This is a genomic window from Ewingella sp. CoE-038-23, from assembly GCF_040419245.1.
Classification (GTDB): Bacteria; Pseudomonadota; Gammaproteobacteria; order Enterobacterales; family Enterobacteriaceae; genus Ewingella; species Ewingella allii.
On sequence record NZ_JAZHOH010000001.1, the window covers coordinates 37,375 to 60,545 of the forward strand.

At 53.6% G+C, this 23,171-nt stretch carries 31 protein-coding genes; 12 read left to right on the plus strand and 19 right to left on the minus strand.

The window, feature by feature from the left end:
* Positions 1-98 precede the first annotated feature (98 nt).
* From V2154_RS00180 to V2154_RS00230, 11 genes are all read right to left on the minus strand, one after another.
* Positions 99-482: a hypothetical protein gene (locus V2154_RS00180; protein WP_353500589.1), complete on the minus strand. Its 384-nt coding sequence runs from the start codon at positions 480-482 to the stop codon at positions 99-101.
* On the minus strand, positions 482-820 hold the full coding sequence (locus V2154_RS00185) for a M15 family metallopeptidase (RefSeq protein ID WP_353500590.1): 339 nt from the start codon (positions 818-820) through the stop codon (positions 482-484). Before V2154_RS00185 ends, V2154_RS00180 begins: the two co-directional genes overlap by 1 nt.
* Complete coding sequence (locus tag V2154_RS00190) at positions 817-1,119, minus strand: phage holin family protein (RefSeq protein ID WP_353500591.1); 303 nt, start codon at positions 1,117-1,119, stop codon at positions 817-819. The genes V2154_RS00185 and V2154_RS00190 overlap by 4 nt, the downstream gene beginning before the upstream one ends.
* A gap of 4 nt (positions 1,120-1,123) precedes the next feature.
* Positions 1,124-1,579, minus strand: coding sequence for a phage protein (locus V2154_RS00195; protein ID WP_353500592.1), 456 nt, complete (start codon positions 1,577-1,579; stop codon positions 1,124-1,126).
* A gap of 2 nt (positions 1,580-1,581) precedes the next feature.
* Positions 1,582-2,712, minus strand: a complete 1,131-nt coding sequence (locus V2154_RS00200; RefSeq protein WP_353500593.1) for a DUF2586 domain-containing protein — start codon at positions 2,710-2,712, stop codon at positions 1,582-1,584.
* Positions 2,713-2,716: 4 nt separating this feature from the next.
* Entirely contained in the window at positions 2,717-3,373 is a 657-nt protein-coding gene (locus V2154_RS00205; RefSeq protein ID WP_353503874.1) for a hypothetical protein, read from the minus strand.
* Between the two features lie 35 nt (positions 3,374-3,408).
* Positions 3,409-3,885: a phage tail protein gene (locus V2154_RS00210; protein ID WP_353500594.1), complete on the minus strand. Its 477-nt coding sequence runs from the start codon at positions 3,883-3,885 to the stop codon at positions 3,409-3,411.
* A complete protein-coding gene (locus V2154_RS00215) occupies positions 3,882-4,355 on the minus strand; it encodes a head completion/stabilization protein (protein WP_353500595.1) in 474 nt (157 codons plus the stop codon). Before V2154_RS00215 ends, V2154_RS00210 begins: the two co-directional genes overlap by 4 nt.
* A gap of 105 nt (positions 4,356-4,460) precedes the next feature.
* Entirely contained in the window at positions 4,461-5,165 is a 705-nt protein-coding gene (gpM, locus tag V2154_RS00220; RefSeq protein ID WP_353500596.1) for a phage terminase small subunit, read from the minus strand.
* Between the two features lie 2 nt (positions 5,166-5,167).
* Positions 5,168-6,187, minus strand: a complete 1,020-nt coding sequence (locus tag V2154_RS00225; RefSeq protein ID WP_353500597.1) for a phage major capsid protein, P2 family — start codon at positions 6,185-6,187, stop codon at positions 5,168-5,170.
* Between the two features lie 46 nt (positions 6,188-6,233).
* Entirely contained in the window at positions 6,234-7,307 is a 1,074-nt protein-coding gene (locus V2154_RS00230; protein ID WP_353500598.1) for a GPO family capsid scaffolding protein, read from the minus strand.
* A gap of 177 nt (positions 7,308-7,484) precedes the next feature.
* Between V2154_RS00230 and V2154_RS00235 the strand changes: the two genes are divergently transcribed.
* From V2154_RS00235 to V2154_RS00245, 3 genes are read left to right on the plus strand one after another with little or no spacing between them, the layout of a single operon-like run.
* Positions 7,485-9,293: a terminase large subunit domain-containing protein gene (locus V2154_RS00235; RefSeq protein WP_353500599.1), complete on the plus strand. Its 1,809-nt coding sequence runs from the start codon at positions 7,485-7,487 to the stop codon at positions 9,291-9,293.
* Positions 9,290-10,348, plus strand: a complete 1,059-nt coding sequence (locus V2154_RS00240; protein ID WP_353500600.1) for a phage portal protein — start codon at positions 9,290-9,292, stop codon at positions 10,346-10,348. Before V2154_RS00235 ends, V2154_RS00240 begins: the two co-directional genes overlap by 4 nt.
* 56 nt (positions 10,349-10,404) lie before the next feature.
* A complete protein-coding gene (locus V2154_RS00245; RefSeq protein ID WP_208950143.1) occupies positions 10,405-10,671 on the plus strand; it encodes an Ogr/Delta-like zinc finger protein in 267 nt (88 codons plus the stop codon).
* Positions 10,672-10,685: 14 nt separating this feature from the next.
* Here V2154_RS00245 and V2154_RS00250 read toward each other — a convergent pair whose 3' ends face one another.
* The 7 genes from V2154_RS00250 to V2154_RS00280 form a co-directional block, all read right to left on the minus strand.
* Positions 10,686-13,253: a replication endonuclease gene (locus tag V2154_RS00250; protein WP_353500601.1), complete on the minus strand. Its 2,568-nt coding sequence runs from the start codon at positions 13,251-13,253 to the stop codon at positions 10,686-10,688.
* Positions 13,254-13,273: 20 nt separating this feature from the next.
* On the minus strand, positions 13,274-13,789 hold the full coding sequence (locus V2154_RS00255) for a hypothetical protein (RefSeq protein ID WP_353500602.1): 516 nt from the start codon (positions 13,787-13,789) through the stop codon (positions 13,274-13,276).
* Between the two features lie 76 nt (positions 13,790-13,865).
* Positions 13,866-14,186 (minus strand): hypothetical protein, encoded by a 321-nt coding sequence (locus V2154_RS00260; protein ID WP_353500603.1) that lies wholly within the window; start codon positions 14,184-14,186, stop codon positions 13,866-13,868.
* 18 nt (positions 14,187-14,204) lie between these two features.
* Positions 14,205-14,426: a phage filamentation protein Fil family protein gene (locus V2154_RS00265; protein WP_353500604.1), complete on the minus strand. Its 222-nt coding sequence runs from the start codon at positions 14,424-14,426 to the stop codon at positions 14,205-14,207.
* On the minus strand, positions 14,423-14,683 hold the full coding sequence (locus V2154_RS00270; RefSeq protein ID WP_353500605.1) for a hypothetical protein: 261 nt from the start codon (positions 14,681-14,683) through the stop codon (positions 14,423-14,425). Before V2154_RS00270 ends, V2154_RS00265 begins: the two co-directional genes overlap by 4 nt.
* Positions 14,680-14,883 (minus strand): hypothetical protein, encoded by a 204-nt coding sequence (locus tag V2154_RS00275; protein WP_353500606.1) that lies wholly within the window; start codon positions 14,881-14,883, stop codon positions 14,680-14,682. Before V2154_RS00275 ends, V2154_RS00270 begins: the two co-directional genes overlap by 4 nt.
* 9 nt (positions 14,884-14,892) lie before the next feature.
* The gene (locus V2154_RS00280; RefSeq protein WP_353500607.1) at positions 14,893-15,153 is read right to left on the minus strand and encodes a hypothetical protein; all 261 of its coding nucleotides are present in this window, start codon (positions 15,151-15,153) and stop codon (positions 14,893-14,895) included.
* A gap of 100 nt (positions 15,154-15,253) precedes the next feature.
* On the opposite strand from V2154_RS00280, the gene V2154_RS00285 reads away from it, so the two are divergent.
* The 9 genes from V2154_RS00285 to V2154_RS00325 all read left to right on the plus strand — a co-directional run bounded on the left by V2154_RS00285 (position 15,254) and on the right by V2154_RS00325 (position 21,790).
* On the plus strand, positions 15,254-15,553 hold the full coding sequence (locus V2154_RS00285) for a helix-turn-helix domain-containing protein (protein ID WP_353500608.1): 300 nt from the start codon (positions 15,254-15,256) through the stop codon (positions 15,551-15,553).
* Between the two features lie 91 nt (positions 15,554-15,644).
* On the plus strand, positions 15,645-16,205 hold the full coding sequence (locus V2154_RS00290) for a BRCT domain-containing protein (RefSeq protein WP_353500609.1): 561 nt from the start codon (positions 15,645-15,647) through the stop codon (positions 16,203-16,205).
* Positions 16,192-17,169: a phage integrase gene (locus V2154_RS00295; RefSeq protein WP_353500610.1), complete on the plus strand. Its 978-nt coding sequence runs from the start codon at positions 16,192-16,194 to the stop codon at positions 17,167-17,169. Before V2154_RS00290 ends, V2154_RS00295 begins: the two co-directional genes overlap by 14 nt.
* A 171-nt stretch (positions 17,170-17,340) precedes the next feature.
* The gene (nudC, locus tag V2154_RS00300; RefSeq protein ID WP_353500611.1) at positions 17,341-18,126 is read left to right on the plus strand and encodes an NAD(+) diphosphatase; all 786 of its coding nucleotides are present in this window, start codon (positions 17,341-17,343) and stop codon (positions 18,124-18,126) included.
* 66 nt (positions 18,127-18,192) lie between these two features.
* Positions 18,193-19,257, plus strand: coding sequence for a uroporphyrinogen decarboxylase (gene hemE / locus V2154_RS00305; RefSeq protein ID WP_353500612.1), 1,065 nt, complete (start codon positions 18,193-18,195; stop codon positions 19,255-19,257).
* A gap of 19 nt (positions 19,258-19,276) precedes the next feature.
* Positions 19,277-19,957, plus strand: coding sequence for a deoxyribonuclease V (gene nfi / locus V2154_RS00310; protein WP_353500613.1), 681 nt, complete (start codon positions 19,277-19,279; stop codon positions 19,955-19,957).
* Between the two features lie 71 nt (positions 19,958-20,028).
* Positions 20,029-20,619, plus strand: coding sequence for a YjaG family protein (locus tag V2154_RS00315; protein ID WP_034795037.1), 591 nt, complete (start codon positions 20,029-20,031; stop codon positions 20,617-20,619).
* A 190-nt stretch (positions 20,620-20,809) separates the two neighbouring features.
* Positions 20,810-21,082, plus strand: coding sequence for a nucleoid-associated protein HU-alpha (gene hupA / locus V2154_RS00320; protein ID WP_013577396.1), 273 nt, complete (start codon positions 20,810-20,812; stop codon positions 21,080-21,082).
* A gap of 48 nt (positions 21,083-21,130) precedes the next feature.
* Complete coding sequence (locus V2154_RS00325) at positions 21,131-21,790, plus strand: DUF1481 domain-containing protein (RefSeq protein WP_437341984.1); 660 nt, start codon at positions 21,131-21,133, stop codon at positions 21,788-21,790.
* Positions 21,791-21,866: 76 nt separating this feature from the next.
* Here the strand turns inward: V2154_RS00325 and purD are convergent, their stop codons facing one another.
* Positions 21,867-23,156, minus strand: coding sequence for a phosphoribosylamine--glycine ligase (purD, locus tag V2154_RS00330; protein WP_353500614.1), 1,290 nt, complete (start codon positions 23,154-23,156; stop codon positions 21,867-21,869).
* Positions 23,157-23,171: the final 15 nt, after the last annotated feature.

Genomic DNA, 23,171 nt, shown 5'->3' on the forward strand with positions numbered 1-23,171 from the left:
CTAAATCCTTACGTTGTCGAATGATGCCCACCAGGGCGTTATGTCTTACCGCGCAGGCGGTATAAAGGTTTTGGTACCGTGTCAGCGCCGCGTCGAAATCAGTGCCGGTCGGCCCTGAAAGGCGAGGCAGCGTGACCGGGCACAGGGCTAGCTGGTTTTCCTGATAGGGTTCGCTCGGCTTTATCAACACTTTGGTTGAACAGCCGGACATACTCATCAGAAGCGCAAACGTTGCTAAACACCGGCTTAATAACTTCCGTGCGGGTTTCCCGCTCGGTGTGAATTTCATTGGCTTTCAACTCCGCGATTTTGGCTTCCAGCGCTTCCCCCGACTGGCGGGTGACTTCGGTCACCACGCGGCGGGTTTCATCCGCTGACTGATTGGCCGCCAGTTCGGTTTGGGCGTTATGCCAGCTATGCGCCGACCAGCCGAAAAGGAACGCGGCGGCCAAAATCAGCAGGTGCCCCCAGGCGGCACGCATTAGCGCACCCCGTTATGTTCAAGGCTGAAGTGGTTGCCGTCCGGTTTCTTGAACCGACCGCCCCAGCTACCGCCTAGGCTTTCCCAGTATTCGCCCAGCGGTAAAAACGCTTTGCTGTCGGTCTGGTAAACGCCCCCAATAAACAGGTTAAAGTCGATAGCCAGGCGCTGAATGTGCAGGCTGTTGACAATACCGGCACCGCTGGCGGCGTTAAGCTTGGCCTGTTCCGGTGTGCGGTAGGCTTCGCCCAGCGTCAGGGCGTAACCGTTGGCAAACGACCAGGCAATCAACTGGCCGACCATTTGCGTGAACTGCTGTTGTTTCTGGCTCAGTGTCATGGGGTGTCATCCCTTTTTTTGGTCAGACGTTGGTCTAACCAGCGTTTGAAATATTCTTCAATCACCGCGCTGCCCAAAATGCCAAGGGCGCAGGCCACTCCAATAACTGCGAGTTCCGGCATATCGTCGAATTTCAGCAGCGCCAGACCGGCCATAAGGGAAACCGCCGACCCTAAAATCGTGCGGCCTACCAGCTTGCGGGCGGTGATCCGCTCGTTGCTGACCATCAACTGACCGACGCCAATCAGCGCCCCTATCAGGATGAGTTTTGCAAAGAGCGACGTTTCTCCGTTTGGCATGTCGTTACCCTTTCAAGTCGCGCGTGTCGCGGGCTGACAGGTACGGGACGCCGTCGATATGAATAAAATCGGGGCTGGTCACCATGAATTTGATTTTCTTCGTGGTCGCCTTGGCGTCGTTGGGGGTGATGCCCACAACGTCGGTCAGCATCGGCACGCAGCCGAATACCTCGATTTTTTCTTCTTCGTTGCCCGCGTTGCCGTAGAACAGGAAGTCTTTTTCCCCAATCCCGCGCCATGAGCCAGCGGCACGCGCCACGGCCCCGAATTTCTTGAAGTTCAGCGCGTCGATTTCGAGTTCAACGTCGGCACTGACCGACCCTTTTACATGGCCGTTGGGTACGCCGCGCGTTTGCACGGCGGCGCTGTTATCGGTGATGGTCACCGTGGCGCTTTCAACGTGGATCATGACGCCGTCATAGTTCACATCGAAGGAGCCGCCGCTTAAGCGTTCTGACATGGTTAGCTCTCCAGTGAGGTATCGAGTTCGATACTGATGCTGATTTCTTTCGCAGACTCATAAGGGCGCACCACAATGAAAATTTGCACCTTGACTGATGAAGTCCAGACGATTGAAACGTCGCCTTGTTTGGGTGGTTTCACTTCGCCCGGGAATTCAATCCCGTTGATTTGCGAGGTGATCGCCATTTCGCGCAGCGGCTTGCCGAAATACGTTTCGTTTGCCGCAATGCTGCCCGGCGTGCTGTTAAGCGAGCGGTCAGCGATTTTCGGGATAGCCCGCAAACGCACCTTGCGCGAGGCTTTATCCACAATGCGCACGTTCTCAATCGTCTGATAATCGCCGCCTTCAACGTCGAGCGTCCGACCGTCCGACCAGTAAATCCCGTCGAAATCGTGGTACCACATCGGCACGCTGTAGCGCAGGGCTTCAAGCGACTGCAACACGGCGAGGTCGATTTCCACACCGGTGCCGTCAACGGGCAGGCCGTCGCGACCCAGCGCGGTAAGTGCGCCGGTAGCAACACGCGCCGGACTGTCGGCGATGGTGACCGAACGGTTACACAGGCGGCCCGCTAAAGCGCCCGGCTCGTTACCCCAAAGGCGGGGCACCAGCTGCACGCCCGGAGAGGCGATTTTGTCTTGAAGCGCGGCCATACGAATAAGGTAAGCAGGCCATGTTTCGGTGGTTTCCGGGCCACCCACGGACAGGGCGAACCACACGAAACGGCCAAACTTGGCTTTCAGGGTGTTACGCATCTCGCTGGCGCGGTTGATGGTTGCCTGTTGGTCGATATCAAACGCGAGGACAACGCCTTCGACTGATGCCACGTTCTGGCCCGCCGTGACGGCGGCCATCCAGTCATCATCGGGTTTTGATTCATCCTTCGCGCCTAAAACGTGCACGTAGGCAAACCAGTTTTGACCGGCGTTATTGCTGGCCGCGCTGACCAGGCTTTTTAACAGGCTGTCTTTGTCGCCCAGCGCCTTGTTTAAGTCGGTGGCGGTGTTAATTGCCTGCGTTTTCCCGACGTTGGTATCGCCATAGCCGACAAACAAAACGACGCGCTCGACGTCTTTCGTGGTGCCGTTGTAGCGGTTAATCTGACTGACGTTAACGAGTGGCCATGTCATGGGTTTACCCTCTGATGTCCTGCGCGTTGACGTCCCAGCCGAAGCCGATCGCCTGCATTTGCCGCGCAAGTATTTTGTTAAATTCCTCGTTGCTCACCCCTAAAAACACGCGTCCCGGTAAGTCGATTGTCCAGGTGCGTTTCGTCGGTGTGCCCCGCAATTTTTTAATCAGTAGTCCCGCCTGGGCCATGCTCAGGGTTTCCATGATTTTTTTGCTCGATGGTTTTACCCACTTTTTGCCGTGGCGCATTTTGTAGCCCAGGGCGCGAAGCTTTTTAGCCTGGCGAGGCAGGGCGGGCCGGTTGGCCTGCGCCTTGCGGGGTGCGCCGCTGGCATTCATTTTGATGTTGGCGCCGTCCTGCTGCGCAGCCCCGACCAGACCCGCCGCGATGGGCTTGGTGCCGTTGCGGTAGTTGCCGCCTTTCAGGTAGATGCGCACCCCCTGAATTTCTGGCATTTCCCGCACGGCCAGCAGCTTGGGCAAGCCTTTCAGCATCTTGCCTTTGCCCCGCTTGCGCGGTGCCCATGGCGTGCCGTCTGGCGCGGTCTGGTTTCGCTGGTTCCGTTTGGCCGCCACGATGATGCCCAGTTTGGCAATACGCCATAACAGGCGCTGGCGCTGTTTGGGCTTCAACTCAGCGGCGGCAAGCGCTGCCCGCATCTGCTTAAGCTGCGTTTGGTTCAGGTTGCCGCGTATCACGACTTACCACCGTGTTGGGTAATGAATTCGGCTTCCGTCGCCGTCCAGATTTCAGGGTCAACCAATGACCAGCGCTTACCCTGTGCCGGAACGTCGCCGCTCTCGTCTTCTCTCAGGATGATCGGGTCTGCCATTGGCACCACGATTTGCAGGATGCAATAGCCTTCGTCGTCAAACTCCGGGTCGACGGTCGGGTCGGGTAGCTGCAACTTGTCGTGAAACTCGTTGGCGTGCTCACTGACCCACGTCAGCACCAGGGCATAAACCAGACCGGGCGAACAGACGCGAAACGGAAAACGGTCCCATGACAGCGTGGCGTCGTAACGCAGCACGCCGATGCGCTTCTGGTTATTTCCCAGCGCCTGGCCGCTGCGCATGAGTTCGCAGTTGTCCTGACTGCTTTCGAACATCTGCATGACGTCGGGCGGCAGGTTGGCAGTGATAAACGCGGTTAGGCTCTCTATCTGGCTCATATTAGATGCACCCCGACGCGCGGCAGTTTCAGCATGTTGCGCATGACGAAAGCGGCCTCGGCCAGCAGGCCCGCGCGGGTTTCGCTGCTCTCCTGGCCCGGATGCGACTCACGGCGGCCAATGGTGGCAAACTCGCCCAGCAAATCGGCTTTTGCCCTGGCGTATACGGCTTTTTTGTACTGGGCAGTCAGCTGGTTTTCGTCACCCATCTTGGCCCCCGGCACGTCTTTGGCCTGGTCAAAGCCCTTACCCGTCCAGTGGCTGACCACGTCGGCGAGGTTGTCGTTTACCTCGGCAATCGCTGCCAGCACCGCAAGACCTGCGGTTTCCGGTGGCAGGTCAGCGGGCAGGGTGCGGGACTTTTGAAACTCGCCAAGATTCAAATCCGGCCAGAAGGTCACGCCGTTGGTGATCGCGTCAGACTGGTAGTTCACCGGCTTGCCGCTGATGCTGAAACTTGGGCCACTCATGGGGCTATCCTTCTGTTGCATGTGAGAAGCGGGCTAACGGTTTCCACGGCCAAAAGCCTTACGGGCTTATGCCTCCACCGCGCCCGCCCCGGCTTGCGGTAGTCTTTACTCGGCTGTGAGGCCATTAATACGGGCGCGAATTTTCGCCCGCATGGTCTTTACACCCGCGTTTTTGTTGTACTTTTCGGCCTGCGCCAGCAGTTCGTCGGCCTTTTCCAGCGTGTCGACATCTTCCACCGCCGTGGCGCGGGGGTCGCCGTTGTGGTCGCGCAGCAGGTAAAGCCCCGCAAACTTGAACCACTTGGCGTTGATGTCTTCATGCAGTCGCCATTTGTCGCGGATGTTGTTAAACGTCCGGCTGAAAAACGGTTCGATGCTGTGACCGCTGGCGGCCTCGACCGTCGCCCACTCCAGCACGGTGTCGGCAATGAATGCGGGCATCGTGCTTTTGAAGTTGTCCGGCATGTCTTGGCCTTCGCCGATAGCGATATCAGCCCAGTCGAGCGCCTTTTCGATTTCCCCCGTGTCGAGCAGCCAAATCACGCAGTACACCAGGGCCGGATTTGCGTAACGCTTATCACCGGCGATGTACGCTTCCACGGTCGGCAACCAGCGCGGCAACAGTTCGTCGCGTTTCATCTCGACGCGGTCTTCTGTGCGCGGCAGGCTGCGCAGGTGCGCGACATCGCTTTCCAGTTCCAGTTTTTGCAAATGGAAACTCACCGGTGATGAAGTGAGCGCCTCGCGCTTGTCCAGCGTTTCGGCGGCCTTGATGCGTGCGCGGTGGCGCTGACACGGGGACATAGCCATCGTTATGCGTCTCCGTCTGGTTCGGTGGTGCCGGTCGCTAACGTCAGCTTGTCGTAAGCGGCATACAGTTCGTCATGCTCGACGGCGTAACCTTCCATGCGCAGATAGCTGTTTTCAAAGCGCTTGCGGTCATCATTCCATTCGGCCTTACGCTTACGGGTGCCTGCCTGGGTATAGATGTGCAGGTTGTCCAGCGTGGTGACGATCAAACGACCTTCCGGCATAAACGGCGGCGTGTAAGCCGTTCGGCCCGCAATCTGACGGTTGATTAGCTGCGCGGCCACTTTCTCAGTCGGACGGTCAACCATGTTCATCATGGTGGTGGCGTCAGCGCCGATAAGGTCAGCGGAGACCAGAACAACCAGGCGCGGGTCATTGCGGAACGGCTCATAGATGCTGGTATGCACCAAGTCGGTGACCGCTGCGTCAAGGCCCATAAAATCGGCACCGGCACCGCCGATGGTGATATCACCGGTAATAACCTGTGCAGGCGTGCGCGTTTTAACAATCTGGTGCCAACCGATGTTGACGTCCTCACCGTTCGGATTGGTCTCCGGGTCGGTGTCGTCGGCGGCGCTGGTACCGTTGAAGGCGACGCGCAGCATGTCGAGGGCAAACGACTCATTGCTGAATGCCTGAATGCGCTGGAAGAATTCTTCCTCGCTGCCTGAGTTGGCCCAGATAACCAGCAGGGAATACGGCAGGTAAGAGCCTGAATCCGTCTCAACCAGCTTGTACTCGTTACCGTCAACGCCCATCGGACGGGTGAAGCGGCCCTCTTTTTTACGGCCGGTATAGATGCCCGGCTTGCCGGTGCTGACAACCTGACCGTTGACCTGGTCGACGTCCATCACGTTGACCAACTGCAAGAACTCGGACTGTTGCAGCAGCGCATCGCGTAGCTGCGTTTCTTTCGGCGGCGTCAGCGAGAAATAGCGCGAGGTGTCCTGCTGGCCGTTGGCCTTTGCCAGACCTGCGGCATATTTTCGGATTAACGCCTCGGCTTTGGGTGTTAAACGCATAGTGTATGTTTCCTAAAAAAGTGAGCGGATAAGTCCCGGCGTTGGCCTAGGTAAATTCAAACGGCTGTTTGCTACCGCCTGGCGCACGGTTAGGGCGCTGCGTGCCGTTGCTTTCTTGTGCCGACAGCTTGGTCATAACGTCCGATAACTGGGCTGAAAGCTTGGTTAGCTCGGCTTGCTTACCGTCTTTTGGGCCTTTTTTACCCGCGCGGCGGGCGCTGAACTGGCGACGTTCGCGGCGGCGAGCCGGTGCCGGTTTGTTGCTAAACGCCTTCATGGCTTTAACCAGGTTGGCTTTTGCAACGCTGAATTCAGCCGCGACGACTTCGTCTTCCGGGTTGTCGGCAACGTCTTGGGCCAGTTCAGAGACTTCTTCCGCCGCGTCGGCGATTTGGTCTGCAATGTCTGCCACTTCATCGGCGGCAAGTTCTGGCGTGTCGCTGTCCCCGTCTCCCTCGGCGGCGGCTTGGCCGTCGTTCAGGAGTTGGATCATTTGCAGCAAGAGGGCTTTTAATTCATCCATCTTTTTTTCCTCGCCCTCGTTGGGCTTGTTGTCGGTGTTGGGTTCTGGTGTTGGCGTAAACTCTTTACGGGTTGAAAATAATTTCGACCATAAAGACGGTTCTTTTTTCTGGGTCTTTAATTTACCCAGGCTGAACGTTTCTAAACTTCCACGCTCGGCGGGTTTTTCTTCCCCGGCTAATTGGAATTTGATTTTTTCAGTGCCTAGGCTTGCCGGAATATCGGTAACGGCAAGGCCCATTAAATATTCGCGACCGCTTCCGGCAAAGTCGCCCATGAATTCAGCGGAGGTAAATAACTTTTGCCCGTCTTCATTGGCGTAAATAAGAAAACGGTTCGGAATAAGCTGGGCGTAAAGTTTTACGACGCCGTCCACGGTTTCGGTTTTTAATGCGTCGACTTCGCCCAGGTTGCAGGTGAACTCGCGCTCGGCGTATTCATACTGTGGGTGGTGCGGCCAAATCAGCGCGGTGTAGGTGTCGCGGCTGTAAGTTTCTGCCGCATCAATTAACCACTGCGCTTCAATGGTGCGACCGTCAACGGCTTGGCCGGACGTGGCAATGCAAAGCCAATCTGTACGGTAATTAGGTTGCGGCATAACAGACCTTAAATAATCGGTAAATATAATAAGCGGTATTCTGTGGAGGGCAGTATTACGAAATGCGGAATATCACGCACCCGCTTTATTTCGGGTGCGTTCGGTTATATATGCTTAACCACTTAATGCCGATATTTAATGATAATTTCGTTTCTTTTTTCTCGACATAATAGCCGCATGGCTAAATATTCGAACGAAATAAAAGAAGCGGCCCGCGCGTTATATATAAAACGCTGGACGCCTAAAGATATTGCGCAGGAATTAAACCTCCCGCCGCGCACGATTTACCATTGGGCCGACGTCGGCCAGTGGGCTGGCCTGCTGCCTGCGGAATCTATCGAAGATTCCATCGCCCGCCGCGTCAACCAACTGACCAACCGCGAGAAGAAAACCGCGCTGGAGTTGGAGGAGTTGCGCGACCTGGTGGCCCAACACGTCAAACTCATGGCCCAAAATAATAAACACGCTGAAAAGATGGCTGAGATTAAGGCCAAAAGCATGACGGTCTATGACGATGGCGGTTTCGAGGGAGGGGGATCAGGAGAAGGGCGTAAGCGTAAGTATAAGAAGAATGACATATCCAGCATCACGCCGGAAATGCTGGAAGAGTGGTCACGCACACACCTGTACGAATACCAATTACATTGTCGCGACCATAAAGATGAAGACTGGCGCTTTGTTCTGAAAAGCCGCCAAGTGGGCATGACCTACTATTTTGCCTGGGAAGCGTTCGAAGACGCCGTCCTCACCGGCGACAATCAGGTCTTTTTCTCAGCCTCCCGCGCACAGTCTGAAATATTCCGCGAGTACATCGTCCAGTTTGCACAGTTACATTTCGGCATCACGCTGACCGGTAAAAATATTCGACTCAGCAACGGCGCGATTCTGCGTTTTCTCTCAACCAACGCCAGCACGGCGCAGGGGTTTAACGGCCACCTGTACGGTGACGAAGTTTTCTGGATACCCAAATTCACCAAATTGCATGAAGTGGCGTCAGCCATGGCGACGCATGACAAATTTCGCACGACTTATTTTTCGACGCCCAGCGCTAAGACCCATCAGGCGTACGGCGTGTGGACGGGGGAAGCGTGGAGCGAAGACGACGCGAAACGCAAAGGCAAGGTCTTCCCCAAAGATAAAGTATTGCGGGAGGGAGGTGTTCGCTGCCCTGATGAAATCTGGCGTTACATCATCACCATGGAAGATGCGGTCAAGCGTGGGCTTGGCGCGAAAGTTAATATTGAAAAACTGCGTAATAAGTACAACGCGACTACGTACGCCATGCTGTACATGTGCGAGTTTGTTGATAGCAAAGATGCAGTATTTAAATTCTCTACGCTGACAGCCTGCGAAGTTGATGGCGGGACTTGGGGCGATTACGACCCGACAGCAGTTAGGCCGTTCGGTAATCGCGAGGTGTGGGCCGGTTTTGACCCGTCACGGTCGGGGGATAACTCCACCTTTGTGGTAGTGGCACCGCCGATTTTCGATGGCGAACGGTTTCGCGTTCTCGCTATCTACCAGTGGCAGGGGCTTAACTTTAGTTGGCAGGCCGAACAGATAAAGCAGCTTATGCGCCGCTTTAACATTACCTACATCGGTATCGACACGACCGGCATTGGAAGGGGGGTTTATGACCTGGTGACCAAATTTGCCCCGCGCGAGGCGCACGCCATTTTGTACAGCGTCGAGAGTAAAAACCGCCTGGTCATGAAGATGATAGACGTTGTTGAGCGTAAGCGCATTGAGTGGGTAAAGGATGCCCAAGACGAAACTAATAAAGAGCGGGCCGAAATTCCGGCCAGCTTCATGGCGATACGCCGCACCACCACGGCCAGCGGCAACGCGCTGACCTTCGTCGCTGAACGCTCGGAGGCCACCGGCCACGCTGACGTTTTCTTCGCTATCTCGCACGCCGTGATTAACGAACCCTTGGACTATGAATTTGACCGCCCATCTACCTGGGCCTTTGGAAAAGCAGCATGACAACCAAAAAGCGCAAGCAACGCAAGCAGCACGCCGCCGCCGCAACACCCAAAACGTTTACGCCAGGGCAGGGGAGCGTTATCACCTTCGGCGAACCGGAACCCATACTTACGACGGGCACCGACTATCACAACATCTGGTACGACAACGACTATGACCACTGGCGGCACCCGATTGACCGGCTGGCGCTGGCGCAGTTGCCGAACCTCAACGGCCAGCACGGCGGCGTGCTGTATGCGCGACGCAATATGGTGGCCGGTGGCTACCTGGGCGGCGGGCTGACAACGGATCAGGTTGAGCAAATGGCGTTTGATTATCTGCTGTTTGGCGACGTGGCCGTCTTGAAAATTCGTAACGCCTTCGGGCAGGTAATCGACCTGCTGCCGCTGCCGTCGCTCTATCTGCGTTGTCGAAAGGATGGGGAATTCGTGGTGTTGCAGGAAGGGCCAGCGCTAATTTATGACCCGCGCGACGTGGTGTTTTTCAAAACCTATGACCCGCGCCAACAGGTTTACGGCCTGCCGGATTATATCGGCGGCATCCACTCGGTATTGCTTAACAGCGAATCGACCATTTTCCGCCGTCGTTATTACCACAACGGCGCACATATGGGCTTCATCTTGTATGCCAACGACGCCAATATCACCGGCGAGGTGGAAGCGGAAATTAAAGAAAAGATTGAGCAGTCAAAGGGGTTGGGTAACTTCCGCAATATGTTTGTGAATATTCCCAACGGTAGCGCGGAGGGGTTGAAGCTGTTGCCGGTCGGCGAGGTCAGCGCCAAAGACGAGTTTGCCAGCGTAAAAAGCATCACCGCACAGGATATTTTCACCGCGCACCGCTTCCCGGCTGGGCTTGCGGGGATTATTCCAACTAACGGCGCCGTCATGGGCAACCCCGAAACGGCCCGTAATACCTACCGCAAAGACGAAGTTATCCCGCTCCAGCGTAAATTTATGAACGGGATTAACAGCGACAGGGAGATCCCCGCGCACCTGCATCTAAATTTTGACGTTGAAATCCCAGTAATTGACGCTGAAAAGGGCGAGAAATGAGCACAAATGAGCTAAAATCATCCCCATTGTTGGCGCTGGCGTGCGGGGTAGTAAACATGCGCATTTTTAAAATTAATTGTCCAGAATGCGGGTCACCGGCCATCATTCGTAAATCTGACTGGAAAGACAAGAAACTGGCCGATTTATACTGTGCCTGTTCAGAAGTTGAGTGCGGTCACACCTTCGTTTTTAACGCGACGTTCTCACACTCACTCAGCCCCAGCGGGCTGACCGGCAACAAACTGGTGAAATTCTTAATCGACCAGTTGAAGCCAGACGAACGGCAATTCGCGCTCAACCTGCTAAATGGGCAGGCAGTTTAAATGAGGAAACCCGCTTAGGCGGGTTTTTTTGTGGCTTCTTTGATGCGGCCAATAAATTGGTGCAATGCTGTTGACCGCTCTTTACTACCTCTGCCCAGCGCAAACAAATCTCCATCTTTCGATGCAATATAACGCCGGTTGTTGAAGGTGATTTCGCCCCCCATGGCTAACGACATTGCGGTCAATTCATCAATATGAATTCCGGCCGTATAGGCTGAATCGATAATTTTTGATGCTTTATCTCTGGCATTAATCATTTTTGACTCACGCACTCGGGCCATTTCCTGCGCTTTTTCCTCTGCGTTCGCCCAGGCTTCGTGCATAGAATTCCCTTCCGGGAACGGATTTTCATGCTTTTTAGGTGCTGCCGGTTCGCTTCTCAGCCTTCGCAGCAGTGCGCGGCGGTCTTTGTCGGTGAACTGCTCAAAATCAGGGGCAATATCATCGACATTTCTGTCTTCAACTGCCGGAATAGTGTTTAAATTTTCCTCTCCCGTAGAGTTATTGACAGAACTCCAAGGCACGGCGGGGCCGTCCGGTAAGGTCAAAATCTCCATTGCTTCGTGCTGTTCTGCGGCGGGCTGCGTCTTTTGTTTGGCGACAATCGTCCATGTTTTTAACCGCGTGCAGACGCGAGAATCCTCGCCCAGTCGCGGCGAGAAAATGCCAAAAATCTTCTCGGTGATCTCGCCGTAGGCGTTGGGCTTCTTGCCGTCTTCATAGGCCAGACGCACGACGTAGCTGTCGCGGGGGATTAGGACGCCGCCCTGACGCATGATGTAGGTAGCAAAACAACCGGCGTCGGCTGCCGACATCACCGCATCCATCGCAGTATCGGGTAACAGCTTTTGCCCGCGCTTATAACTTTCGGCTTTAATCAGGTTGCCGACCAGCTGGTTATTCAGCTTGCGCAGCTCACGCCAGACCGTCACCGGTGGTGTGCCAATCGGCTGGTACTGACGGATGCGGTGACGGGATGCCCACGCCATTGCCAGGCGGGCGGTTTCTTTTAGCGGCTTGCCGGTGTCGTGGTCTTTTTCACCGTCCAGCGCGTAGCCGTCGATGTTCTTCGAAATGTATTTCGCGATGTAGGCCGTGGCGCTGCCCTTCTTCGGGTCTAAGCGTTTGGCTGTGAAGCGTGCGCCGGTGCGCTTGCCCAGTTCTGCTCGGTCTTCTTTAATGGCATAGCCGCGCATAATTGAGGTGATCGCTTGGCGTTCTTCTGGCTGCATGAATAACAACAGGTGCCAATGGGGCGTTTCGTCATGATGCGGTTCGGCAACGCGGAACCCATAAACGCGCAAGCCTTCGCGGTTTAGCTTCGAGCCAATACGCGCCCAAAGGTTAGTAAGGTATTTTTGGGCCTGTTTTACATCGCTGTGGTTCCACTTTGGGTTGCCGTGGCCGCTGGCGTTCGTGGCGTGGTATTTCGACGGGCAGGTGATGGTATAGAAAACGCCAACGTCGCCGCGTGACTGGGCGACAAACTCAATGCCTTTCATGCGGGCCATGAGTTCATGGCGGCGAATGCTTGGGTTGCTGATGCTGGCATCGACCATGGATTCGAGCGACATACGGTTGCCTTCGCCGTCGTCCAGTTCGTGCGACTTGAAAAACTCGCGGTTCTTACGGCGCTGTTCCAGCCAGTCGGCCAGCGCGTCGCGGCTAATGTACGGCGTCGCACGTTTGTGGATGCTGCCGATAGCGCGGAGTTGGTTTTCGCGCCAGTCACAGCGCAGCCGCCATAACTGATGCTCCCACCAATCAGCATTAATCAGGCGGGACAGCGCCGACACAAAGACAGCACGGTCGAGCGGTTCCGGTGGCAGTTCGACCGGTGCAAACAGCGGCTTAAGCTTTTTCCAGTACGGTGGACGCACGCGCAGCGCGTGAACCTCAACGGCCATATGGCGATAAATAAACAGCAGTTCTTCATCTGGCAGGGCCGCTGCATCGCCTCCGCGTTCCTCAATGGCCGTGGTAAACATTTCGTTCAGACGCCCGGCGACTTCGTTCGCCAGCGTTTTGACTCTCGGCTTGGTGAACTCGGCCAAATGACAGTATGACGGGCGGTAATAGGCGATGAACTCAGAGTCATGGCCGGTGCTTACGCCGTGGTATTTGCGAACGGCATCAAGGCGCAGCAATGCATTCTTAATGGTACCCATCAAAAATGCATTGGTGTGCTTAGTCCCGCGATTGGCGCGAAGCCATGTGATTTTATTCTGATACGGTGATCGGATGAAAAACGGTTCTTTCTGGAATCTTTCTTCCACGCCTTCCGGCGATGCTGACCATGTCGCCTTTTCACGCTCGTAGTTGCTGCGCTCAATAGCGGCGCGGGTTTTGAGTAGGTCGCTTAAAACCTGACTGCCTTCTTCCAACTCGTTAACGCCGTTTTTATTCAGGCGGTCGAGATGAGCGGTAACGGCTGGGTGCGGCTCAAGCGGTGCTGATGGGGGCGAAATTGGCGCAGGGGTCATATCGACGCCAATCGCGGCTAAAGGTTTATTCCACACGAAAGCCCCGGCGAAGCTATCAGGCTTTCCAGGGCTTAAAGATGGTGGTGGAGTTGGGGCCATGCGGCCCCGGTTGTGGTTTGTCACTCTGCTGCTTTTGTGTCAGCGAAGACCACTGAAACACGCTTCATTAACTCAGCTTGTAAGAGTCCACCATTTTGAACATCCGGCGAACCAGGCTGATAGAGGCTTGCGAAGAAATCAGAGATTTCAGACTCCATCATCTTGCGGTAGTGATCGCGTGATGCTCTTTGAAATGACTTAGCCATAAGGCGTTGCTGATACAGGTCGAATGCCATGTTTTTTATATATTTCATGGCGTTGTTGGTGGTTCGTTCAATATCGACACTATCAATAATGTCGGCTTTAGCATCAGCACCAAGAATTGAAAAAATCAGTGAATCCCAATGGGCTTCGTAATTATCAGCGTTCTTTTCAATGACGCGAATTGATACCCCAGCCGGTTTTCCGAAGCTAAAAACACTACCTGTTATTGAAAGTTTGATTTCACCAATTTGATACTTTGAACTTAAATCCTTGAGAAGGGGGGCAAGGTCTTGGATCACTTTTAGGGTTTGTTTTTCTAAGCTGTTAAACATATTGGTCACCTTAATTGGCTGTTTTTTGGATGCAGAAAGCCCGACGCGTGAGCGCCTATTTGTTTTTTGGCTGTATTTAAATGTCTAGAATTCGGTCAGATGCCGAAATGAAATTAGGCAATGCATGGCCCCACTTCGAAAGGCTGTTCATTGCGTCAATTATCTTTTCCCGCTGGTAGTCGCTGAAAGATTCAAACGGTTTACCAATGTCAGAGGGTGAAAATAGCTTGGGTGTGCGGCGGTTCGAGAGCGTCAGCACTACGAATTTAAAATCATCACTGCCAGCGTTAAAGCGGCGGCAAGCGGTGTTTTCAGTTCGCTTAAAAAGCCGACGCGCTTTTACCTGAAAGTCTTTAAAAGGTAACGGCTCGACCTGCTGGTTATTTGAAGGAAACATAAGCCCTCCCGTAAATCTTTAAGCAAAAATACCCATCAGCCGGGCGAACCAGCGAGGTTTGTTGTGTTGACGAGCCATAAACGGCAGTCGGCGGCCTTTAATGAATTGCACTTCGGTAGTCTTCGGCTGGAAGTGGCGACCGTCTGGTGTTTCAATCCATCCGCGCTGGTGCGCTCGGTGGGTAATTTGCTGGCCGTTGGTCAGCATGTTTGCCAGTGACGGGCATTGTGCGGTGGTCATACGTGATCCTCGTGCAAATCATCAGGGAAGGGGGTTGGAATACGCTCTGAGTTTTTCCAAAGTTCAGCGGCGTTTTTAATGACCGTAGCTTCTTTACTACCTGCATAAGCTGCGGCACCGGCTAAATCACAAAGTCGCTCATATGCCCAATAGCGTTCACATGATGAATTGGCAGGGGCTTTTTCTTTGGCAACTAACTGGCGACGTTCGTACATTCTCAAAATCTGGTTTGCGGCTGCATAAAATGGGGCTGTCATGCGGCGTTCTCCTTTTGCTCGTGCAATTCGTCTATGTAGTCAGTCGCTTGGGCCTGTGCATCGAATAACCCAAAAGACTGCTCACTCAGGGTCACTTCGTAGCGGGTAATCTTGTTTAGAAAAGTTGCCGGGCGACGGACAATTAAGAAGCCGCGATATATAGATGAATGGCGGCTCACTTCTTTGATTGGATGGGTCATGTCGCCCCCTTAAATCTTCATGCGAAGCGCTTCTTGCGCCTCTTCGTATGCCTCAAGAAATTCGTAAACCATATTTACCTGACGCTCCCTTCCTGGCTTGTTTTTGGTTAGCACTAATTTCCCTTCATTGGCCTGCTGCTGAATGGTGCGCACGGTCTGCCCTGTTACTTCGGCGTATGCAGAAAGTGGCAATTTCGGGTAAGGGAGGCAAAAAACGACCGGACAATCCGGCATTTTCACCATTACGGGCTTGGGTCTCTTGAGTGTCATCGTTTATCCTTTTGGATCATGTTCGGATTTATTCGGACTTATTAGGATTGCGGTAGCAATAGCTACCCCTTGGGCAAAAGAATAGGGAGCAATTGCTACCATGTCAACGAGTCTTGGTAAAAAAATAAGGGATGTGCGGGAGGCCGAAGGGCTGAGCCGACAAGAATTTGCAGAACTTACGGGGGTGGCTGAAGGGGCGCAAAAGTTCTATGAAACTGATCGCCGTGCTGTTGGAAGTGAAATGCTCTTAAAAATTACACAGCACCCTAGGTTTGAGAAATATACGCTTTGGCTAATGACGGATAAGACAATGGAAAGTGCCGGACAGATCTCTCCGGCTCTCTCCCCTGATGGGCAAAACAACACATCCAGCCGCCAAAACGACCAGAAGGTTGGCTGATAGCATTGAAAATAATGAATAAATGGTCTGGCGGTGGGATTTGTTCAGAAAGGTCACCGTGGTTTTAAATTGAAAATAAGGACGTTTTGATATGAGCGATATTTTTATCTCCTATGTAACAACTAAGAATAAAGTCTCGGCATATGCACTATCCACTGCAATGGAAGTTGGTGACTACATTCAAGGTATCTGTAGCAAGAGTGGTAGCTATAAAACTTTTAGAACAGACCGCGTAGTTGGTTTCTTCGGCTGCATGGAAGATGCAGAGGTTTATACCGAAAAAGTTCGTGAGTTCTTGGTTTCCGAGCCGGGCGCTAGGGAGTTACCTCTTTTCGTTATTGAGCGTAAGAAGCACAAAAAATATGAATCACCAGGAATGCTTAGACCCTTGGATTTTAGCGGTCCGCTTGAAATCTGTTTTACGGGTTTCAAAAAAGAGGATAAGGAGAGGTTAACCACTGCCGCCGCAGCTTCTGGGATGATAGTTCGGAAGGATATTACAGTTAATCTTCATTTCCTTTGCGGGGGCTACAATGCAGGGCCAAAAAAATTAGAGGTTGCTAGAAAAAAGGGAACAATGATTTTACGGGAAGATGAACTATTAGCCTTGATTAGCACAGGGGAACTGCCAGACGATTATGACAATCAGTAAATTAGAATCGGGTCAGTATCTTGTAGACGTTCGCCCGCAGGGCCGACAGGGCAAAAGAGTGAGGCGGCGCTTTGATACGAGAGCCGAAGCGCTCCAGTTTGAGCGGTGGACAATCGCAAAAAATCATAATAAAGAATGGATTGAAAAGCCTTCCGATAAGCGACCATTGTCTGAACTAATTGAGCTATGGTGGAAATACCACGGCAAGACACTTAAGTCGGGCGCGAAAGTAAAGCAGCGGATGGAAACGCTGGATACTGATTTGGGTAATCCGCGTGCTGACCAGGTAAATAATAAACTTTTTAATGACTACCGCGCGGCACGGTTGGAGGCTGGCGCGAAGCCAAGCTCAGTAAATCGATATCAATTATTATTAAGCGGCGTCTTCAATGCCTTGATAAAGGCGGGTCAGTATCATAGCGAAAACCCCATCAAGGATACGGAACTCTTTAAAGTTAACGCCAGCACAATGTCTTTTCTCTCACGCGATGACATCCCCCCTTTGCTTGGTGCTCTCAACGGCGATAACCTCAAAGTCGCAAAATTATGTTTAGCTACTGGGGCTAGATGGAGCGAAGCCGCTGGCATTATGCGGGATGCGGTAATTGAGCATAAGGTCACGTTCTTTGATACGAAGAACGGCAAAAACAGGTCAGTCCCTATTTCACCGGTTCTTTATGAAGAAATCACTTCTGGTAAAGGGCGGCTCTTATTTCCTGATGCTAATTACAACAATATGCGGAGCGTTCTCAAACGGATCATTGTCGGCCTACCGCGCGGGCAGGCCAGTCATGTTTTGCGACACACGTTTGCTACGCATTTTATGATGAACGGTGGCAACATCCTTACACTGCAAAAAATACTTGGTCATGCTTCAATTCAACAGACTATGGTTTATGCGCACTTTGCGCCCGAATACTTGAATGATGCCGTTAAACTGAACCCGTTAGAATTCAAGAAGTGATCCACATTTTGACCCAATTGGTCAGATTTATACGGATTCATGCGGATGTGTGACGCGGTTAAGGTATTGTTTTGTATGGTAAGTTACTGTTTTTTCAGGCGGGTATAAGTAACTAATATTTAACTTCCGAAAACCAGATTGTCAGTCTCGTCGAGGTTATGCAACAACAATATGGAATTACAGATAACAGACCAACATAACGGCTGGTGGGTGATCAGCCACGAGGGCAAGCTGTGGCTGCCACAGGGCGAATTACCTTTTGGTGATGCGGCGCAATTCTCACTGATTGGCAAAATTTGCCGACAAATTGGCGAATGGCAGGGTGCGCCGGTTTGGCTGGTTCGTCAGGCGATGGACAACAATATGTTCTCCGCACGCCAACTGCTGGATCAGGACAAAGGCTTATTCCAGCTGGTGGGGCGCGGCGTGCAGCTCGCCGAGTTCTACCGTTCGCATAAGTTTTGCGGTTATTGCGGCCATGAAATGCAGGTCAGCAAAACCGAGTGGGCCGCCCTGTGCAGCCACTGCCGTGAACGCTATTACCCGCAAATCGCTCCCTGCATTATCGTCGCTATCCGTAAAGGTGAAGAGATTTTGCTGGCGCAGCATGTTCGCCATCGCAATGGCATTCACACCGTGCTGGCCGGTTTTGTCGAAGTCGGCGAAACGCTGGAAGAGACCGTGGCCCGCGAAGTGATGGAAGAGAGCAATGTGCGCGTCAAAAACGTGCGTTATGTTAGCTCCCAGCCGTGGCCTTTCCCGAACTCTCTGATGATGGCCTTTATGGCGGAATACGACGGCGGCGACATCAAACACGACCCGAAAGAGCTGCTCAGCGCCGGTTGGTATCGCTTCGACGCCTTACCGCAGCTGCCGCCGGTCGGCACTATTGCCCGTCGATTGATTGAAGATACTGTCGTACTGTGCCGCGCCGAGCGCGACGGCGATGCTGAATAATAGGCATGCTACAATGCCGCCCAGACGAATGCCGTGCGGCCAAGATTATTGAAGGAATGAGTAATAATGAGTGAGTTGAAGAACGATCGCTACCTGCGCGCTTTACTGCGTCAGCCCGTTGATGTGACCCCGGTGTGGATGATGCGTCAGGCTGGACGCTATTTGCCAGAGTACAAAGAGACGCGCGCCCAGGCCGGTGATTTTATGTCGCTGTGCAAAAACGCCGAGCTGGCGTGTGAAGTGACGCTACAGCCTCTGCGCCGCTATGCGCTGGATGCGGCGATCCTGTTCTCCGATATTCTGACCATTCCTGATGCCATGGGCCTGGGGCTGTATTTCGAGACTGGCGAAGGCCCGCGTTTTACTTCTCCGCTGACCTGCCGCGCTGATGTGGAAAAGTTGCCGATCCCTGATCCAGAGATGGAACTGGGCTATGTGATGAATGCCGTGCGCACCATTCGCAAAAACCTGAAAGGCGAAGTGCCGCTGATTGGCTTCTCCGGCAGCCCGTGGACGCTGGCGACCTATATGGTGGAAGGCGGCAGCAGCAAAGTCTTCACCAAACTGAAAAAGATGATGTATGCCGAACCGGCAACCCTGCACCTGCTGCTGGATAAGCTGGCGGACAGCGTGATTTTGTATCTCAACGCGCAAATCAAAGCTGGCGCTCAGTCGGTGATGGTGTTCGACACCTGGGGCGGCGTGCTTACACCTCGCGATTACCGCGAATTCTCCCTGAACTATATGCATAAAATCGTTGATGGCCTGATTCGTGAACACGACGGACGCCGCGTGCCGGTAACGCTGTTCACCAAAGGCGGCGGGCAGTGGCTGGAAGCGATGGCTGCCACCGGCTGTGACGCGCTGGGTCTGGACTGGACCACGGACATTGCCGATGCGCGCCGTCGCGTGGGCGACAAAGTTGCTCTGCAAGGTAACATGGACCCGTCTATGCTTTACGCTGAGCCTGCGCGCATTGAGCAGGAAGTCGAAACGATTTTATCTGGTTTCGGCAGCGGTAATGGTCACGTCTTCAACCTGGGACATGGCATTCATCAGGACGTGCCGCCTGAGAATGCCGGCGTCTTCGTGGAGGCCGTGCACAACTTATCGCGCCGTTTCCATCAGTAAGCGCTTATAAGGTATAGGAATGATTGATACTCGTGTTTTACGAGAAGAGCAGAGGGTGCTGGCGGATAATATTGTCCTACAGGACCCGGACGGTTTTCAGACGCCGCGCTTTATTGCCGGTGCTGACGTAGGATTCGAGCAGGGGGGCGAGGTGACGCGGGCGGCGATTGCTATCCTGAGTTATCCCTCCCTTGAGCTGGTGGAATACCAGATTGCCCGTATCGCGACCACCATGCCCTATATCCCCGGTTTTCTCTCTTTCCGTGAGCTGCCAGCGCTGATGCAGGCCTGGCAGCAGCTTCAACAGCAGCCTGACTTAGTGCTGGTAGACGGTCAGGGCATTGCGCATCCAAGGCGTTTAGGCGTCGCCAGCCATTTTGGTTTGATGATCGACGTGCCGACCATTGGTGTCGCAAAAAGCCGCCTGTTCGGCAAGTTTTTACCCCTCGAAGATGCCCTGCATAGCCGACAGTCGCTGTATGACCGCGACGAACAAATTGGCTGGGTGTGGCGCAGTAAACTACGCTGTAACCCATTGTTCATTTCACCCGGTAATCACATCAGCATAGAATCTGCTTTTTTCTGGGTGGAACAATGTATGCGGGGTTATCGACTACCTGAACCTACTCGTTGGGCCGACGCCGTCGCCTCAAATCGGGTAGCATTTCAGCGCTGGCAGCGCCTGAGCGGGAATCTTTAGGAATCAAGGCATAGGGATCTGCAATCATTTCAGGTAAACTCCTGCGCAGAAAAAGTTAACGAGAACCAACCATGTTACGTAATCCGATACATTTACGTCTGGAGAAGCTAGAAAGCTGGCAACACCTGACGTTTATGGCGAGCCTTTGTGAGCGCATGTATCCCAACTATCAGATGTTCTGTCTGCAATCCGGGTTCGGCGAACCACAGCTGTACCGTCGTATCTTGGATTTGGTTTGGGAAACGCTGGTCGTCAAGGACGCCAAAGTCAATTTTGACACACAGCTTGAGAAGTTAGAGGAGGCGGTGCCTTCTGCTGAAGACTACGATATTTACGGCGTTTACCCAGCAATTGACGCCTGTATCGCATTAGGTGAACTGATCCACTCGCGGCTCAGCGGTGAGACGCTCTCGCATGCGATTGCTGTCAGTGAAACGTCAATTCGCACCGTTGCTATGCTTGAGATGACTCAGGCTGGCAAAGAAATGACCGATGAAGAACTGAAAGTTATCCCTGCTGTTGAGGAAGAATGGGACATCCAATGGGAGATTTTCCGCCTGTTGGCTGACTGTGAAGAGCGTGACCTTGAATTAATAAAAGGGTTACGTTCTGACCTGCGTGAAGCCGCCGTGAGTAACATTGGCATAAATTTAGCGCAATAAGGCAAGAAAACGTGATTTAACGCCTGATTTGTCGTGCCTTAAGGCTTCACATCCGCACCCTGTCTGGTCTACATTTGGGGTGCGTAAAAAAAGTGGCTATCGGTGCGTGTATGCAGGAGGGTGCTGTCAATCGGCATATCCGTCGCACTCGATGCTTTGCAAACGATAAACACACTGTAAAGGATAACTTATGAACAAGACTCAACTGATTGATGTAATTGCGGACAAAGCTGATCTTTCCAAAGCACAGGCCAAAGTTGCTCTTGAATCTACACTGTCTGCTATTACCGAGTCTCTGAAAGAAGGTGATGCTGTACAATTGGTTGGTTTCGGGACTTTCAAGGTAAATCATCGTAACGAGCGTACTGGTCGTAACCCACAGACTGGTAAAGAAATCAAAATCGCAGCTGCCAACGTGCCTGCGTTCGTTTCTGGTAAAGCTCTGAAAGACGCTGTTAAGTAATTGCTTGCAGTGAAAAGAATAAGCGAGGGGGCGGCTAAGCGGCCCCTTTTGTTTATCACCTCCAAACTGGCTGCCGCTTTGCTGGTACTCGGTTTGGTGGGTTGCAGTTCCAAAGACACCACGCCGCTGTTCAGCGCCAGTGGTTATGTTGCTGACCAAGGCATTAATCGCCTATGGCGTCGCGACAATGCCGACCACCACCCTCAAACTATCGTCAACGTGTACAGCCCCTACTATGGTGGTGACACGGTGATCACCCGCTATGAATATCAGCAAGACCAATTGCACCTGATGCGCGAAACCCACGCCACCAAGACCGATCTTGGAGTGATGCTGCGATTCGACAATGAAGGCCACGTCAGCTTTATGCAGAGACAGCTCCCCGAACGCCGGGAAAAGCTCTCGTCAGATGATATCGAGCTGTACAAATATAAAGCCGCGAAGTTGCTCGAACTCAGCAACACGCTGCGCGCCGGTAACGTCCAGCTGATTCAGGGGCAGTGGAAACAGGGCAATATTACCTCTTGCGCGGGCCAGCCCGTCACTCTGAGCCTCAGCGTTCGCTCGCAGGTTTGGTTAGCCAAGCGCGCCGCGCAGGCCAATGATCGCCTTGGGCTAGCCTGGCTCAGTGCGCCAGAAGGGGATGAATTGCTGCTGGTGGCCAATGAAGATTTCTGTAAGTGGGAACCGAAAGAGTCCGACTTATAAGCCAAGAGACTTGGCGAAAGCTGTATAAATAAGAAAGGCACGCTTCGGCGTGCCTTTTGCCGTTCTGGGGCAGGGGTTACTGGTCTTGCTCGCGAGCAATGGCGCGATAACCGATATCTTTACGGCAGAAGCTGCCTTCCCAACTGATATCTTTCGCCAACTGGTAAGCGCGTAACTGTGCGGCGGCCACCGTTTTGCCCAGTGCGGTAACACAGAGCACGCGGCCACCGTTGGTCACGACGCGCTCATTCTGCAGACGGGTCCCGGCGTGGAACACTTTACCGTCCGGCACTTCCTCCAGCGGCAAGCCGTGGATCGGCTGACCATTGTGGTAGTTCCCCGGATAGCCGCCCGCGGCCAGAACCACGCCAAGAGAAGGGCGCGGATCCCATTCTGAGGTCACTTCGTCCAAGCGACCTTCTGCACCGGCAAGACACAGCTCCACCAGGTCAGAGCGCAGACGCAGCATGATTGGCTGAGTTTCTGGGTCGCCAAAGCGGCAGTTGAATTCAATCACCTTCGGCTGGCCGTCGGCAGAAATCATCAGACCAGCGTACAGGAAGCCAGTATAGGTGTTGTTCTCAGCCGCCATGCCGCGCACGGTTGGCCAGATCACCTGATCCATCACGCGCTGGTGGATCTCATCGGTCACTACCGGAGCCGGTGAATAGGCACCCATGCCGCCGGTGTTCGGGCCAGTATCGCCATCGCCGACGCGCTTGTGGTCTTGGCTGGTGGCCATCGGCAGCACATTTTTGCCATCAACCATGACGATAAAGCTGGCTTCTTCGCCGTCGAGGAACTCTTCGATAACAATTCTATGCCCGGCGTCGCCAAAGGCATTTCCCGCCAGCATGTCATTAACGGCGGCTTCTGCCTCTTCCAGCGTCATGGCGACAATCACGCCTTTACCTGCGGCAAGGCCGTCGGCTTTGATGACGATTGGCGCGCCTTTGCTGCGCAGGTAGGCCAGTGCTGGCTCAACTTCGGTAAAGTTCTGGTAATCCGCACTTGGGATCTTGTGGCGAGCTAAGAAATCTTTGGTGAAGGCTTTTGACCCTTCAAGCTGGGCCGCTTCTTGCGTCGGGCCGAAGATTTTCAAACCGGCAGCACGGAAAGCGTCTACTACGCCGATAACCAGCGGCGCTTCTGGCCCAACGATTGTCAGACCAATGTTGTGGCTCTGGGCGAAGGCCAGCAGGCCAGCAACGTCGGTGGCGGCGATGTCCACATTCTCAAGCAGAGGCTCTAGTGCCGTGCCCGCATTGCCTGGAGCAACATAGACTTTATCCGCCAGCGGGGACTGTGAGGCTTTCCACGCTAAGGCGTGTTCACGCCCGCCGTTACCAATAATTAAAATATTCATGAGAAGCTCCGGGTG